Source organism: Nocardia sp. NPDC004604 (assembly GCF_040609795.1).
In the GTDB taxonomy this organism is placed as follows: Bacteria; Actinomycetota; Actinomycetes; order Mycobacteriales; family Mycobacteriaceae; genus Nocardia.
In genome coordinates this window covers 61,068-75,990 of the sequence record NZ_JBEXLC010000023.1, presented here as the reverse complement: position 1 = coordinate 75,990, position 14,923 = coordinate 61,068, and the positions used below count along the sequence as shown (strand labels likewise).

11 protein-coding genes and 1 pseudogene are annotated in these 14,923 nt (G+C 63.7%); 2 read left to right on the top strand and 10 right to left on the bottom strand.

Annotation, left to right across the window (positions count from 1 at the left end):
• The 10 genes and pseudogenes from ABZW16_RS11490 to ABZW16_RS11445 form a co-directional block, all read right to left on the bottom strand.
• Positions 1-433 (bottom strand): annotated as a pseudogene (locus ABZW16_RS11490) (hypothetical protein); the annotation flags it as partial.
• Entirely contained in the window at positions 430-1,311 is an 882-nt protein-coding gene (locus ABZW16_RS11485) for a hypothetical protein (RefSeq protein WP_354954752.1), read from the bottom strand. The pseudogene ABZW16_RS11490 and the gene ABZW16_RS11485, both read right to left, overlap by 4 nt.
• A 78-nt stretch (positions 1,312-1,389) precedes the next feature.
• On the bottom strand, positions 1,390-3,726 hold the full coding sequence (locus ABZW16_RS11480) for a hypothetical protein (RefSeq protein WP_354954750.1): 2,337 nt from the start codon (positions 3,724-3,726) through the stop codon (positions 1,390-1,392).
• Positions 3,727-3,926: 200 nt separating this feature from the next.
• Positions 3,927-6,455 (bottom strand): ATP-binding protein, encoded by a 2,529-nt coding sequence (locus tag ABZW16_RS11475; RefSeq protein WP_354954748.1) that lies wholly within the window; start codon positions 6,453-6,455, stop codon positions 3,927-3,929.
• Positions 6,455-6,982, bottom strand: a complete 528-nt coding sequence (locus ABZW16_RS11470) for a hypothetical protein (RefSeq protein ID WP_354954746.1) — start codon at positions 6,980-6,982, stop codon at positions 6,455-6,457. The genes ABZW16_RS11475 and ABZW16_RS11470 overlap by 1 nt, the downstream gene beginning before the upstream one ends.
• A complete protein-coding gene (locus ABZW16_RS11465; RefSeq protein ID WP_354954744.1) occupies positions 6,979-7,239 on the bottom strand; it encodes a hypothetical protein in 261 nt (86 codons plus the stop codon). The genes ABZW16_RS11470 and ABZW16_RS11465 overlap by 4 nt, the downstream gene beginning before the upstream one ends.
• Before the next feature lie 18 nt (positions 7,240-7,257).
• On the bottom strand, positions 7,258-8,319 hold the full coding sequence (locus tag ABZW16_RS11460; protein WP_354954755.1) for a conjugal transfer protein: 1,062 nt from the start codon (positions 8,317-8,319) through the stop codon (positions 7,258-7,260).
• A gap of 77 nt (positions 8,320-8,396) precedes the next feature.
• Entirely contained in the window at positions 8,397-9,548 is a 1,152-nt protein-coding gene (locus ABZW16_RS11455) for a GAF domain-containing protein (RefSeq protein ID WP_354954742.1), read from the bottom strand.
• Positions 9,549-9,858: 310 nt separating this feature from the next.
• Positions 9,859-10,752, bottom strand: coding sequence for an ROK family protein (locus tag ABZW16_RS11450; RefSeq protein WP_354954740.1), 894 nt, complete (start codon positions 10,750-10,752; stop codon positions 9,859-9,861).
• Positions 10,753-10,806: 54 nt separating this feature from the next.
• Positions 10,807-11,256, bottom strand: a complete 450-nt coding sequence (locus ABZW16_RS11445; protein ID WP_354954738.1) for a hypothetical protein — start codon at positions 11,254-11,256, stop codon at positions 10,807-10,809.
• Between the two features lie 266 nt (positions 11,257-11,522).
• On the opposite strand from ABZW16_RS11445, the gene ABZW16_RS11440 reads away from it, so the two are divergent.
• Both ABZW16_RS11440 and ABZW16_RS11435 read left to right on the top strand, forming a co-directional pair.
• Entirely contained in the window at positions 11,523-12,224 is a 702-nt protein-coding gene (locus ABZW16_RS11440) for a MerR family transcriptional regulator (RefSeq protein WP_354954736.1), read from the top strand.
• Between the two features lie 412 nt (positions 12,225-12,636).
• Complete coding sequence (locus tag ABZW16_RS11435; RefSeq protein WP_354954734.1) at positions 12,637-14,772, top strand: hypothetical protein; 2,136 nt, start codon at positions 12,637-12,639, stop codon at positions 14,770-14,772.
• Positions 14,773-14,923: the final 151 nt, after the last annotated feature.

Here is a 14,923-nt window from a genome sequence, read left to right as displayed (position 1 = left end):
CCGGCGCCAACGCCGCCACCGTATCCGGATCCACCAAAGGACCAGGATCAGCAGGCCGAGCCTGCGTCTGCGGAGCCGGCTGAGCAGCAGGCGGCGCCGGCTGCCCCGCCCTCGGATCCGGCGGCGCGACAACATTACCCTGCGGCACAACAGCCGAACCCGGAACAGCACCACCCTGACCCGGTTGCGCCTGCGGTGTCGCTGGCGCGCCGTTCTGCCCTGGCGACGCTGACGAGCCGTTCTGGCCCGGCGACGCACCGGATCCCGGATTGACCGGACCGGTGCCCGTGCGCGGCGCGGCCTTGCGCTCTTGCTTACCCGACCATGGCGTTACCGGGCCGGACTGTGAATCGCCCTCTCCCCCAGCATCTTCGGTTGGCTCATTGACAACTTCGACCTGGTAGTCCGCAGGCCACACCTCCGCGCTCGTCACGATCCACCCCCTAGCACTCGCTTGATGCGGACATCACGGCCGGTCGGCATCGACTGCTCGACGAACCGTCCGGAATAGGGATCATAAGTCATGACTTGTGTTGCGCCGAGGGCGATTCCGGTTCGAGTCGGTGCGTTGCTGCGGTAATCCCAGAAGACCAGATCGCCCGCCGAAACCGCGGCGGGATCGACCCGCTGTCCGCACGCCGCCTGGGCCGCAACGGTCTTCGGCAGCACCGTCACGGCTTTACCGATACTCGACGATTGCCCGCACGCGGCCGACGCCGATCCCGGCTGCGCCGACGTTCCCCGCACGGGCGGTGCGACAGGTTCGGTGTCGTCCGGTGGTTGCGCCGCCGGATCGCAACGCCCGGTCACCGCGCCGGCCGAGGCCTGATAGACGACATCCCGCGTCAACCCTGCCGCACTCGAAGGGCCACTCGGCGCACCGTCGGCACTTCCTGCCGACGCTTTCAGCGCGTGATTGATGGCCAATTCACGAGCACAGTCACTGAGCAATCCACTCATGGTCGTCTGCAGCGGCGGCAGTTGGTACGGCGCGGTACGGATCGCGCTCACGCAGGCGCGCTGCCAGTCGGAGGCGGTTGTATCGTCCGGTGCCACAGTCAATTCCGCGTACGGGTTGGCGGTAGGCGCGGTCGAGGGCGCGGCGCCCGCTCCCGAACTGGCGGCAGCGGTCGCACGGGGTGTGGAGGTTTCGGTCTGCGAAGGGTCGGGACCCACCGCACTGTCGCACTGATAGTGCAGGTCGGCGGAGATGGCCGAGGTCGTGCCGCCGACAACAAGCACCAGGAGGACGAGCACCGTGCCCAGTCCGGACACCGCCGCCAGCAACAACCACGCCCATGCAGGAACCATGGCGAGGAATATGAGCCGACCGATCATCGAATACCTCTCCGCACAGGACGAGCGACTTTACCTTCCCAAGGTGTGGACCTAATTCCCCAGCAGCCGGTCGACCTGACTCATTGTCGGTATCCATCCCGGATGTGCGTTATTTGTTCCGCGTGGCGTCACCGTACTCGGCAAATCTCCGGAACGACCGGAGGCCAAATGTTCTGTTCGGACGGCATGGAAGGCCACATCCCGGAGGTTACGGATATTGTCCGGATCGGCTGTATTATGAACGAACCTTTCAGTGGCCCGCTGCGTGATCTTGGCATGCTCGTTGAAAGTCCACTGCTTCATTCGTTCCGCCGTTGTCTCATCGACTCCGGCATCGAACAGCCTGTCCCTTTCGGCGGTCCCGCTGCCACGGACATATCCGGAGGAACCGCTGTTTATCACATCATTGAGCGCAGCCATCTTCGCTTTCGCCGCGTCGGGATCGTTGGCAATGTCATTCATATATTCCCGGACGTAACTCACATGCGAACGATAAGGGTCGACGTGGTCGGCCAGATCGACACCGCCCGCCCTGACTCGACGGAATTCCCGGGCCGCCTGCTGCAGGGTCCCTATATTGGCCGCGACCTCGTCGGCGCTACCCGTGCCATTGATCAGCAGACGTGCTGAATTCTGGGTATGCCGCAATGCTGCAGTCAAGAAGGCCAGGTCGCGATCCTGGAGTGGTTCGTTGGCGGCAGCCTGGGCGATGGTCGCACGCGAGCGTACCGCGAGTCGCGCCCTTTCCTCATTTCTCGCACCGGCGCCGATCATGGCCCCATACGAATCAGCCGCCGAGCCACCCACATCGATAACACCTTGTACCGCTGCGGCGTTGCCCAGGAACGAGTCCAATTCGCCATATGCTGCGGCTTCCGCGGCAGCATTAGAGGCATAGAGTTCGCGGTTGAAGTAAGACTGCGAATACCAGCCATACCGCCCACCAAACCGCCTATCCCCGGTCCACACGCCCCCCTGCGCTTCCGTAATTGCCTTCTTCAGCCTGGATTGCGGGTGGAACGATCCGGGCAGCCCCATCATCATCCATTCGGTCAATGGCGAGTTGGCAATTGTGCTCGCACCACTCATCAGCGCCATCATCCCCAAACCCGACATCTTGTGACTCGCGCCGATTTGCCCCATCCCGAGCGCGGTCCCTCCGCCGCCCCCACCTGCTCCGGCTCTGGCACCGCCATTCTGAATGGCCAGAGCGAATCGATTGGCAATCCATTCGTTGCCCTTCTCCATACTCGCGTTGAGACGCTTCAGCTGGAGGATGGCGACGATTTCCACAATCGCGCCGATCACAAACACCGACATGACCTGGCCGCGCGCCTGGTGGAACAGATCGCCGAGAAACAGCTCGTAGACACCCAGGAATATGACGAATACAGCCATACGCCCGGCCGAGACGAATCCGTGCACAACACAGCGAATGGTGAACGTCTGCGTCGGCCCGTACACGAACCCGCCCGCGGCGAATCCGAATATCGTCATGAATCCGTAGTAGATCGAATCGAGCGCGGCCCAGATGACCTTGATCGCCAGGTATGCGCCGAAAAGCAACAGCACCGTTCCGGACAACAGCAGCAGAATTCCCGCGCCGATTTGACCGACGCTCGGGTTGTCTGCCGCCGCATAGGCGGCGCTGTCCCCGCAAGACTTCATCCCGTTCTTGACCCGGTCGTCGTCACCGGCCATGACGCCGGCCGACCAGGCCGCCTTGCATGACGCTCGGTCGTCCACGATGTGCCCGAAATTCCACACCTGCAACGGACGTCGCGCGAAGTTGTCCGCCATATCGGACTGCATCGTCTGTATCAACTGGTTCGGATTCGGATTGCTATTGCCGTTCAAACCGGCCGCCACCGAAATCCCCAGATTCCGCCCCTGCGACAGCAGTCCGTCCGGTGACAGCACCTCGGCCAGTGGCTCGGCCAGGAACAGCGGCCCGAGTATCGCCACTCCCACCATCATCACGACCTGCATCGTGGCCTTGGAGAAATAGCCGCGCACAATGAATACGCCCACGGGAACCGCGCCGATCGCCACGAAAGTCACCAGCATGATCGGTGTCGCGATCTGGCCCGTCAGTGCGTCGGCCACGCCTTGCAGCGGCTTGCTGACAACGCTCAGCCACCCGAAATCCAGGGTATCGGTGGGTAGCCAGATCGCGGTGACCGTGATAACCAGCCAGATGGCGAACAGCACGATGATCAGGAACGACATCACGATATTCCCGGGGCTGAAGATTCCGCCGCGATTGGTGGCAAACAGATAGCTCGAAAGTTCTACTCCCGACGAATCTTTGATCCGCATCCAGCTCAGCGCGCTGTTGGGCGCGGATACGGTCCCCGTACCGGTCTGCGCGGTGGCCAGCACCGCCATGATGCCTGGACAGACGAATAGCACGACGAGAGCGATGAGGGTCCACGTGGTCCAGCGTCGACGGCGCGTCGCGCCGATCCACCTACGACATCGCCGAAATACCGCCGACGGCCGCCAGTGGACCGGATCGAAGAGTTCGGCATCCTCCCCCAGCCCGAAGTCGTCTCGGCCCGATCGAATGCCGCGCTCAGTAGCGAATCTCAACGCACTGCCTGTCTTTCCGAAATGGCCGTGCGGCTGGTTCCGGGAGCACTCGGCGTGCTGGTGATCGCCGCGGCGCGATCGATCCGGGCCGGGCCGAGCACCTTGCCGCGGCCGATCCGGTTCAGTGCGTCACGCATGAACATCTCGCCGCGGCGTTCCTCGGGCACCTGACGGCCGGTGCCGACCGGCGGCGAGGTCTCCTCGCGCAGGATCTGCAGCAGAAACGGCGCTTCCTCGAGATCCACGCCGAGCCATTCCAGACTGTTGCGGGCCAGCGTCTCATCGCGTTGCCGGAAGACGAACCGGTTCGGGATGAGATTGTGCGCGGCCCCCTGGAAGTCGGTCGCCGGATCATGCGACGCCAGCCCGATCGCCGCCAGATGCTTACGGCCGTCGCGGCTGAAATCCGAGGTGACCGCCGAGCCGACCTGTGTCTGCGTGAAGTGATGCGCCTCATCGCCGACCAGCAGCCCGAACCTGCCGTTATCGGTGAGGAACGCCTCGCGGGCGGCCACGCCGACGAGTTCGTACAGCGCGGTCCCGAGCCGTTTGGTCAGTGGCAATCGGTTGTACAGGTGCGGGGTGGTGAGCTCCTCCGCAGTCGGGAGCGCCAGTTGGTGACTGCGCACGACCGTCGCGGCGGCATTGAGTCGCAACGGTTTCAGCGCCGGATCGAACAGCACCGGTACCCGCTCGACAACAGTGCCGAGGCGTGCGGCCAGATCCGCATATTCCTCTGGGTTTCCGGGCTGGTCGCGCAGCCGCCGCACGACATGGAACAGATCGAGCAGACTCCGGATACCGTGTTCGGCCATCCCCCTGATGGTCAGCAGATTGCTGGCGGCGGCACCCGCGCCGGAGGTCGGTGACAGATCCAGCAGCGGCAGGATCGAGTCGAGCGCGCGCTCACCCGCGACCCTCGGTTCGAACATGCGCAGCGGATCCAGCGATACCGTCGGATTCGCCAGATCGATGACAACCGCATTGTCGATCGCGGCGGCGAAGTGCTCCCACTCACCGACCTGACTTCGGTCGATGGCCAGGAACTGCCCACCCATATCGTGGACGAGCACCGCCATCAGCTTCAGGAAATACGATTTGCCCGAACCGAGTTCGCCGGTGACCGCGAATGATGCGGACAAGTCGTGCAGCGCGGCCTCCATGATGCCGAAATGGATCGGCTCGTATTGGCCGGACAGCAGGTTGACCCCGATCACCGGGCCGCTGTCGTCGCCGATCTGGCTGGTGATGAACGGTACGAACCCGGCCCACATATCCGAAGGCACGATATGGGCGAAGTCGTCGTAAGCCCGGCGTTGCGGACTTCCGGGAATCAGCATCGACCACAGATCGACCTGGGTACCCAGCGGTGCGGTCATCTCGACCTGGAACCGCTTATAGCGGCGCTTGAGCGTATTGACCGCATCCATCGTGACATCGCGCGAGGGGCCACCGATGGCGATGACGGTCGTGAAGGAGACCTCCGACTCACCGCCGTTGACCTCGAAATGCTGGTTGTATTCGCCCAACATCTGTGCCTTCGACGTCAGCGTATTCTGCGCGAAGGACACCTCCTGGTCGCGCTGATCCATCTGCTCACCGAGTCGGCGCAGGCTCAGCTCGTTGTTCTTGAGTACTTGGTCCGCAGATTTGGTCGATACCCGCATCCCCCAGTCGACCGTGACGTCGCCGAGGCCCTCCAGCACATTCAGGAATTCGCTGCCACCGGGAAAACGCATGCCCGAGTACGGGAATGAATGCGGGGTGAGCATCGCCTGATAGGACGGGCGATACTCGTAATCCGGTTGCACGACCTTGATCACCGGGACGAACGAGGGCCGTACCCGCCGGTTGCTATCGGCCTGAGCGCCCTCGTCGAGTGCCGCCGAGGAGAACACGGCCGCTGTCGCGTCATCCAGTGCGCCGACCCGAGTCGGGGCCACCGGATCGCCCGCCGCACCACGCGACAGGTAGTGCTCCCACAGCCATTGAAACAGTGCGGCGGGCACCGGAACCGGATCGAAATCCCCGCCGATCCGGGACAGGATCTCATTCGCCTTTTCGTCGTAGGCATCCAGCTCCGCGCGGGAGATGGCGGTCGCATCGATCGTGGTGGTGCTGCCACGCCACATACGCGACAGCGCCGAAATACCGGAGTTCGCCGTGCCGACCGGAATTGTCAGCAAGTAGATCCGGGTCTGCGGTGAGATCGCGCGGACTCGCTCATACGAGGCGACCACCTCGTCGGCGTAGTCCTCACATTCGTCGAGATCGACGCCCTCCACCATCTTGGTCAGCACATCGATCGTATTGAGCCGCGCCTGGATGCCGAGCAGCAATGACCCGCTCGGCAAGCTGTTGATCAGCGCATGGTGGGCCATCTTCACATCGTGCTTGTCACCCGCCTTGCGCAAACCGTAACCGAGCGGGTTGATGAAGTAGGTCGCGGTGACCAGACCCGAATGGGTGAATTGCAGATTCCCGCGAATCGCGGCGGTGGGCTGTAGATCTCGTCCGAACGCCATCAGCGGCTCCCTTCCGATGCTGGGCCACCGTTGCCGTTGATCCAGTTGCGCAAGTCCTTGCCGCTGCCGCCGACGCCGATCACATCGAGCATCCGGATATCGGGTTTCGCGCTCGCCGCCGCCTCAACCGGTCGATCCGGCAGGACCAGGACGATGGACTCTTCGATGAACATGGTGTGGCGTGCCGAATCGGTGTTGACCGGCATACCGGATGCGGATACCGGCTTGCGAAATATGACGAGCCGCCCCACCCACAGCGCCCGAGAAGTCATCCGGACGCCGGTATACGGCACCAGTCCGACGGCGAAGACGACCGCGATCGTCAGCACCAGCCCCACCACGAAGGTGACCGCCGGATTGACCGGAAATACCATCGCGCACGCCGAGGTGATCACCATCAACACCACTGCGCCCGCGACCTGCGGCAGGGTGTACGGCCCGAAGGGCAGTTTCTGCCCGTTCTGGGCCTTGCCGATCATGGTGGGAACCCGCTTGATCGGCGTGAAGACCTTGATCACCTGGGTCACCGATAGCCACCGATGGGGTGATCGGGGACGATGATGTTGGAGTCCGTGCGCGCGTAGTTGACCAGGGTCGGAAGTATCCAGAACAGGACCGCGGCCAGCAGCGCCGATCCGGCGACGGCGAGGATCTTCGCGGGCGAGAGCTTGGATTTGGCCGCCTCGGATATCAGCACACCCATGCTCAGGATGGTGATCAGGATCAGGCCCGCCCATCGGACGAACATCAGGATGTTGTACAGGATGGCGCTCAAATTACCCACGGCCGTGCCTCTTTCGTATCAGTTCTGGGTAGCCCGCGGAATCTGCACCGTCGTCGACGGCAGTGACGTCGTCGAGCTCGGCGCACTTGCGTGCGAGTTCTGCTGGTCGGCGATCACGGCAGGCGGGTTGGTCATCGCGGGAACGGCATCGACCGACTGCACCTGCCACTGGCCACCGTCGCGGACCATGGTCAGCGGATAGGCGAGCGTCGCGACCGCCCCGCCGTCGGCCTTGGGATTGACGGTGACGAGCACCTGCGCGTGCGAACGCGCTGTGCCACAACTGTTGTCGTCCGAGGTGACCGCAACTGTCTCCACGGCGGTGAACGGGGCCGGGCGCAGTGCGACGATACCGGCGTCCAGGGTGATGTAACGGCCTACATCGCCATTACCCGTCAGATAGGTGGTGAGAAAGCCCGAAGCCACTTGCGCGAGCGGTGTATCCGCCGTGCAGGGTGCGGAGTACGCCTGCGCCAGATCGGCGCCCCGGCTGGGCGGTTCGACCAGGGCGGGCAGCGCGAGCGCTCGCAGTCGACCGTTGAGCACCGATACCCCGACCCGATAGAACTGGCGGGTGTCCGCGCCCGCACTGTTGCTGGCGGTGGCGCCGCTGGTGCTGGTGCCGCTGGTGCCGCTGGTGCTGGTGGCACCGGGGGCGGACTTACCCAACCGGACCGATACGGTCACCGACCAGACCTCGAGTGTGTCGAAGCTACCTATCCGCGATACGTACACCACGGCGGGATCGGATACCTGCCGGGCCGTCGAGGGCAAGGTGATCTGCTGGGCACTGGATCCGACATATTCGCCGAGCCGATCCTGTTGTCCGGCAACAGAACTCAAGTAGGTCACGATGAACTGCTGAGCGAAAGACCCGGCCAATTGCGCGCGGCCGATGGTCGCGGGCGTCGCACTATCGGATGGGGGCGGCGGATCCGAGGCGAAAAAATCGAGGATCGCGTGCCCGCCACCGAGAACGGCCAGCACCGCGAGCACCGCGACGATCACATTGTCGCGGCGGCGGCGTGCGACCATTCGGCGAAGTAATTCATCGCCCGAATCCGTCGATCTGCCAACCATTGTCCGCACTCCCGAAATGGTAGAGAGCACCATCATTTCCAGCCCCCGTCGTCGTTCCCAGTATTGGGGACAGCGGGTCAGTACACAGGACTACGTTTCAAGCGATGCGCGAGCCGATACTGCAGCTGATCGTCGTACCCGATCGGCGCCTGCCTCTGCGGGGTTTCCAGCGACTCGCGCCCGGATTCCAGCATCGGCATGTCATCGGCCAGGCGCACCAGCTGGGCGATCGCGAGTTGCCGACTCGGATAGCCCGGATACGGGTACAGCAACAGCGACGTCGGGGTGTAACCGCCACCGTAGTTGAGGGCCCGCACCGTGACACCCGCAGTATCACCGGATTGCAGCCGATCACTGAGCGCTACCAAGCGGGCACGGTCATCCGGATGGAAGACGTCCACCGGCCGAAACAGATAGTCCCATCGGATCCAGGGAGCCGGATCCGTGAGCCAATGCGAGATGCTGGCACGCTCGGTCTGAATGATCGCCAGATGAGTTCCGGCACGTCGGTGGGCTTCGCGCAATCCGACCCGTTCCAGCGTCGGCCACTCCGACTGCTCGTTGTCCGAGGTGACATCCTCGATCAACAACCAAGCGCCCTGTGTACGAGCGTCGTCGCGGGCCCGGATACTGATCCGCCACCGCCCCGGTCGCTCGGGACCATCGGTCACCGTGACATCGAACTGAAGCCTGTCACCGAGTTTCGGACTGTAGAGCAGATCCAGGACTTCGGCATGTCGATTGAAGGCCGAGATCCGATGGAACAACTCCGCGATCGACATCACCGGCACATGCTGCTCGGCCGAGTTCCCCGTCAGCCGAGTCGCGCCGATCGGTTGCTGAATGGTCTGGGTATTGAGATCCCAGATCGCACCGACCGCGGGCGGTAATTCGGGGCAGGTCGCCGCGGCCGAGCCCACCCACAAGCGGACCGCGTGCACATCGCCACCCGGTCCGAACACCGGTCGTATCCGCAGCGCGTGCGGACCCGAACCGGTCGCGATGGTCAGATCCACATCCTCGGCCTCGTCGCGCACCGCCCGGATCGCATCGACCAGGCTGCGGGTCTTGAGGCTGTCGTAGAGCGCCGGAGTCCGCGACAGTAGCCGCTGCAGTACTCGCTGCCAGTCAGCGAATCCACGCGGCGCGTCTCCCACCGATGCCACCGACATCGCTTCGGGCGTCAACGTCTCGATCGTTATCCATGGATTTACTGCGCCACTTGTCATCGCACTTGCCCGTACCAGCCGTTCGTCGGAAGCCGCCACCTGTGTGACACAGTCAATGTACCGCTATATAACGGCTCATTCAACAGGTTGAGAGATGTCGACATCAGATGCAGTCTGCATGACATCGCCACCGTACGTACACCGAGCGGTCTTTTCTTAACGTCCGCTTAAGAACGCGTGTATGGACATCAGAATTCCCACAGCTCAGCGCAGTTCGCGCGTGCCGCGGCAAACCACAGCATAATGCCTGAGACCAGCGACGAACGCACTGGTCTCAGGCCGTAATTCACCGCCCGCAACTGCTGTGGGGTTAGCCCTCTCCCGCCGTCAGCGCCAGCACACCGGCACCTGCCAGCACGCCCACCTCGCCGAGTTCAGATGGCACGACCCGCAATCCGGTCAGATGGCCGAGTCGGGCATGCGTCGCGACAGCGGCACTGAGCGCTTTCCACAGCGAGGTGCCCGGCACCGCCAGCGTGCCGCCGAGGACGACCCGGTCCAGGTCGAGCAGTGCGGCCGCCGAGGCGATTGCGCGGCCGAGCGCCGTCCCGGCCCGACTGAGCGCGGCATCCGCGAGTTCGTCACCAGCACGAGCCTGACCGATCAGGTCGTCGACCGAAGTGCCCTGCCAGCCTTGCGCGCGTGCCCATTTCACCGCGGAGATGCCACCGGCCACCGCCTCCAGACAGCCGCGTCCCCCGCATTCGCAGAGCTCATCGAAGCCCGGCACCAGTACATGGCCGAGGTTTCCCGCGTTTCCGGTCCGACCGACCACCACGAAACCACCGACCATCACGCCGGCACCGATCCGATCCGAGGCCATGACGGCAAGGGCATCCAGTACATCGTTCGTCGCACCGAAGTTGCGCTCAGCCAAGCCCAGGCAGACACCGTCGAGCGCCAACTGGACGATCGCGTTCGGAAACAGCTTCTCCACCGCCGCCACGATTCCGAAACCCACACCCCACTCGGCGATCCCGGGCGGTGCCACCACACCGGCGGCCATATCGAGCGGGCCCGCGGAGCCGATTCCCACCCGGGTGACATCCTGGCCGCCGGCGAGCTCGACCAGCAGGTCACGGCAGGTGTCCCAGGCCGCACGAGACGGAATCGGGACGCGCCGGATCTCGTCCGCGCCGACATTGTCTTCCACCCGACTCGCCGCGAAACCGTCAGGCCCGATCTCCAGAGCCAACATCGTCATGAGTTACACACCGCCAGAATGAGGTCCGTCGTGAACAGTGCACGAAAGCATAGGTCAGTGTGCGCCGGTTCCGGTCGGCTCCAGCCGACGGCCCAGCACAATGTGGCGTCGCGGTGCCGCCGGAATCGGATCGGCGGGTGCGGGACGCGAGCCGGTGCGGATGATCCGCAGCGGCCGCTTGTGATCGACGGGGGTGATGCGATGGCGGTCCAGATCGGCGACGACCTTGCCCGCGCTGTCATAGGGCACTCCGGCCCAGATCATCGCGCGGGGCCCGGTACCGCGCTCGATGAGTGTCTGCGCCAATTGTTCACATTTCGCGAACACCGGGCAGCTCTCGCAGATCCGCATCGCCGCACGCCACGAGTCCGGGGTACCCACGTCCAGATCCCAGTCGTCGGGACCGTCCGCGCAGGGTGGCCGATGGGCCGACGCGTTCGGAAGCGCCGAAACCTTTGCCGTCGCAACGGTTTCCATGACAAGGGAAGATTGCGTGATGCTCATAGCCGTCTCCGGGGATGCCGAGGGCGCGCCAACTCCGTTGTGCGGGCCCATTGGTCGGGCGGTCATCGGGGCTGCTCAACAGTCCCCGGAAGGGCCAGCGATGATTGCTGGCCCACGAACGTTAACCCACGATTGGCTCCTCGGCAATCGTTTCTGCCGCTACTTAACGGCACGTTGACCAACATGTGATCCTGGCGTATCGTTAGGCAACGGTACATTTGTTCGCGGGCCATCCGCTAAGGGGCGAATTGTGGTTTCCTATGGATATGGCTGTTGAGTCCGAGTACACGATCGACGAACTAGCGCGGGCGGCCGATACCACCGTGCGAAGCGTTCGCGTGTACCACGAACGAGGACTCCTCCCCTCCCCCGACGTTCGGGGGCGCATCGGCTATTACGGGTCGGATCACCTCAACAGATTGCAGACGATCAGCCGTCTGCTCAGTCGGGGCATGAAGTTGAACGGGATTCGGGAACTACTCGAGGCCTGGGATCGTGGTGACGGATTGGCGGAGGTGCTCGGCGTCAACGACCAGCCCATCTCCGAGCCGACGACGGTCGCCGCGCCCGGCTCCCCCCGTGCGCAGCGCGCGCAAGCACCCCCGGAACTTCCGGAATACGTGCAGCAGGCACTCGCCGCCAGCGGCGATCCGCACGAGGCCTATCGGGTGACCAATCCGCGCTGCGGCGACCTGACCACCCGGCTCGTCGATGCGGGTATCCCCGCGCGCGACGCCTTCGAACTGATCGAGCGGCTCAGAGCCGATTGCAATCAGATTGCCGATCAGTATGCGACCCAGCTGTTCTACTTCCTGGCGGGCCAGGTCTATGAGCAGTCCGGTCGCACTCCGAGGGATCGCGCCAAACTCGAATCGGAGTTGGCCATCGCCCGGCTGATCGCCACGCGCGCCACGTCGGAGCTGATCGATCAGGCGTTCGCCAGACATTCCGAACTGCCGCCGACCTGATATCGAATTCCCTCGGTTCGAACGCTGCGGATAATCGGCGATGCGAACGCACATTGGGTTTTCGATGGACAATGATATTCAGCACATTGCTGAATTGATGTAGTGTCGGCAGCGGCCGCAGGATTTCATACGAGATCTATACGAATCACCCTGAGCGCAATGGGTTTTCGGTATTCGATCGACCATTATGTTTGTACGCGTGTTCGGGCGATCGGATAGTCTCGTTGGCACGCGACTCGGGTGGGGCAGGAGCGACCGCCCAGTTGCGTTGTCGGAGTCGGAGTTCTGGGATACGGCGCGTTGGCGACCGCGTGCGATGGTCCGTCGATGCGCGCACTGGTGCGGTGCAACCCGGCTGCGGCGAATAACGGCCCGCCTGCTGCTCGGCGTATTCGTATTGTTCGTTGTTCCGATGACACTCGGCGCGGTGGCGACGGCGCAGACCGGAACCGATACCGCCGGGTCTTCGACGATCGACGCTGTCGGCTGGATGAATGTCCGGGATTCACACGGCGTACCGCTGGCCAATTATGTCTTCGCCACGAATCACGGAAATGTCTTTCATCCCGGGAATGCCGCATTGTCGACCGCGCTCGATCTGGAGTTCGCGGGGTTCATGGGCACCGAGGTCACCAGTATCTGGGTAATCGACTACGCGGTCAGCTTTCGCTGGCTCGACCTGATCGCGGAGCCGCTGAGCCGGGTCGCCGACACGCTCGCCAGACAAGTCGGCACGCCCATCATTCTGGTGCTCGCGGTGACCGTCGGCGGAATACCCGTGGGCTGGTTCATCGTTCGCGGATACTTCGCCAAGGCGACGCTTCAGGTCGTGACGATGATCGGTGTCGCATTGTTCAGCGTGCCCTATCTGGCGCATCCGATGGCCGATGTCTTGTCCTCGGATGGGCTGCTCGCGCAGGGACGCGATGTCGGTGTGGCGGTAGCCGCGGGCCTCAACGGCCAATCGAACCCGAGCCCACACGTGATCGTCGATTCGATCGAGGGCACGCTCGCCGACAACTTCGTGCGCTATCCACTGCAGGTGTGGAACTTCGGCCATGTCGTGGACGACTCACCGGCGTGCCGGGCAGCGTGGTCGGACGGTGTATTGGCCGGCAGCGACGACAAGGTCACCAGCGGACTGAAACGTTGTGGTGATGTCGCGGCGTACACCAAGAGCCAGAATCCCAACGCAGGCCAGGTCTGCACCGGCCTACTGTTGCTGGTTTTCGCCGCCGTGCTGCTGATGTTCGGCGTATATCTGTCCGGGAAGATCGTGGTGGCCGCGGCGGAAGCCGTCTATCACGCGTTCATGGCCATCTTCGGCTTCGCCGCGGGCGGATACGTCTATGGACCGAGCCAGACATTCTTGCTGCGCAATCTCGTTGATGCCTTTGTATCGGCCGGAAAGATGGTCGCCTTTACTCTCTATCTCGGCATCTACGCCCTCGTTCTCGGCGATGTGTTCAAACAGGCACAGGGCCACGGCATCGCGGTGATCTTCATCGGTGGATCGTTCATGCTCGTCGGAATCGTCTTGCTGCGTCGGATGAGCCGAAGTTTGGCCGCCGCACCCGGCCGGATTGCAGGTCAGATCAGTGGTGTGCTCGCGACCGGACGTGCCGCCCAGGCCGGTGGCGGCGGTGGCGGCGGATCCATGGCCGCAGCGGGCGGCATGTCCGGAACCCAGCGGCTGATCACCGGACTCGCGGCACTCAACACGATGAACGCATCGCCGGTGACCGAATACCTCATGGGCCGCAGACGATCTCCGTTGAGTTCCCGCTCCGGGATGCGGCAGCGAGCGGAGCTGGCGAATATGAAGATGGCGGTCGAGGCGGACCGGTTCGGCTGGATCCGCAACTACTACCGCACGCGCGAGCAGATCATCGACTCCGCCAGGTCCGCCGCGGCGACGTATGGCCGCACACCGATGGGCGCCGCGGTCGCGATCGATCGAGTGATCGACCGCGGTGCCAGCCTCGGCGATGCCGAAGCAGCTTTGTTCAGTGCCGGATTCACCGATAAGGAAATGCGGACAAACGCCGTCAAAGCCTACAACTACCGCACGAGTTGGGGGCCGAATATGTGGGACGGCGACAAGCATGTCGGACAGGCCATCGCCTCGCTCGGCGTACTCAAACTGGGCGCGACACCGGCCAATGTCGCGCTGTTCAAGCGGACCGCGCATCGGCTGGCGGAACGTCGCTTCGCCGATCCCGACCTGCAGTTCAGCAGCTTCACCGCGCCGGAGCAGCAGTTCCTGCACGACTACTTCAACAACCCCACCGAGCCGGTCATCCATGCCATTCGGGATGTCGTGTCGGGCAGCGGAAACTCGATGCCCGGCCTCACCGACACCGTAACCAGGGACCGCGCCGCGTTGATGAACAGATTCATCAATGTCCACCTCAGCCGGGAGTACCTGGCCGCCGCCGAAGCCGAAGACTTTGCGGCGGCATCGGGAATCTTGCAGAAGATGGCACTGCCCGAATACTGGACCGGCAGCAGCACCCTCACCCCGTCTAAGGCGATTCCGACCTTCTAGCGCCCCGGCCAGATTGCTTGCTGCGCTACCTACTCCGACTGCTCGCCCAGCGTCATATGGCGGTCGAATACCGCACCTGCACGACCACCATTCGACTACCTTCGACCACCCCATGGACCGAGGGCTCGATACGGCAGGAGCTATCTGGACG

Coding starts and splice junctions, on each gene's coding strand:
- ABZW16_RS11485 (WP_354954752.1), bottom strand. CDS start 1,311: ATGGTTCCTGCATGGGCGTGGTTGTTGCTGGCGGCGGTGTCCGGACTG.
- ABZW16_RS11480 (WP_354954750.1), bottom strand. CDS start 3,726: ATGGCGGTGCTGGCCACCGCGCAGACCGGTACGGGGACCGTATCCGCG.
- ABZW16_RS11475 (WP_354954748.1), bottom strand. CDS start 6,455: ATGGCGTTCGGACGAGATCTACAGCCCACCGCCGCGATTCGCGGGAAT.
- ABZW16_RS11460 (WP_354954755.1), bottom strand. CDS start 8,319: ATGGTTGGCAGATCGACGGATTCGGGCGATGAATTACTTCGCCGAATG.
- ABZW16_RS11455 (WP_354954742.1), bottom strand. CDS start 9,548: ATGACAAGTGGCGCAGTAAATCCATGGATAACGATCGAGACGTTGACG.
- ABZW16_RS11450 (WP_354954740.1), bottom strand. CDS start 10,752: ATGACGATGTTGGCTCTGGAGATCGGGCCTGACGGTTTCGCGGCGAGT.
- ABZW16_RS11445 (WP_354954738.1), bottom strand. CDS start 11,256: ATGAGCATCACGCAATCTTCCCTTGTCATGGAAACCGTTGCGACGGCA.
- ABZW16_RS11440 (WP_354954736.1), top strand. CDS start 11,523: ATGGCTGTTGAGTCCGAGTACACGATCGACGAACTAGCGCGGGCGGCC.
- ABZW16_RS11435 (WP_354954734.1), top strand. CDS start 12,637: ATGACACTCGGCGCGGTGGCGACGGCGCAGACCGGAACCGATACCGCC.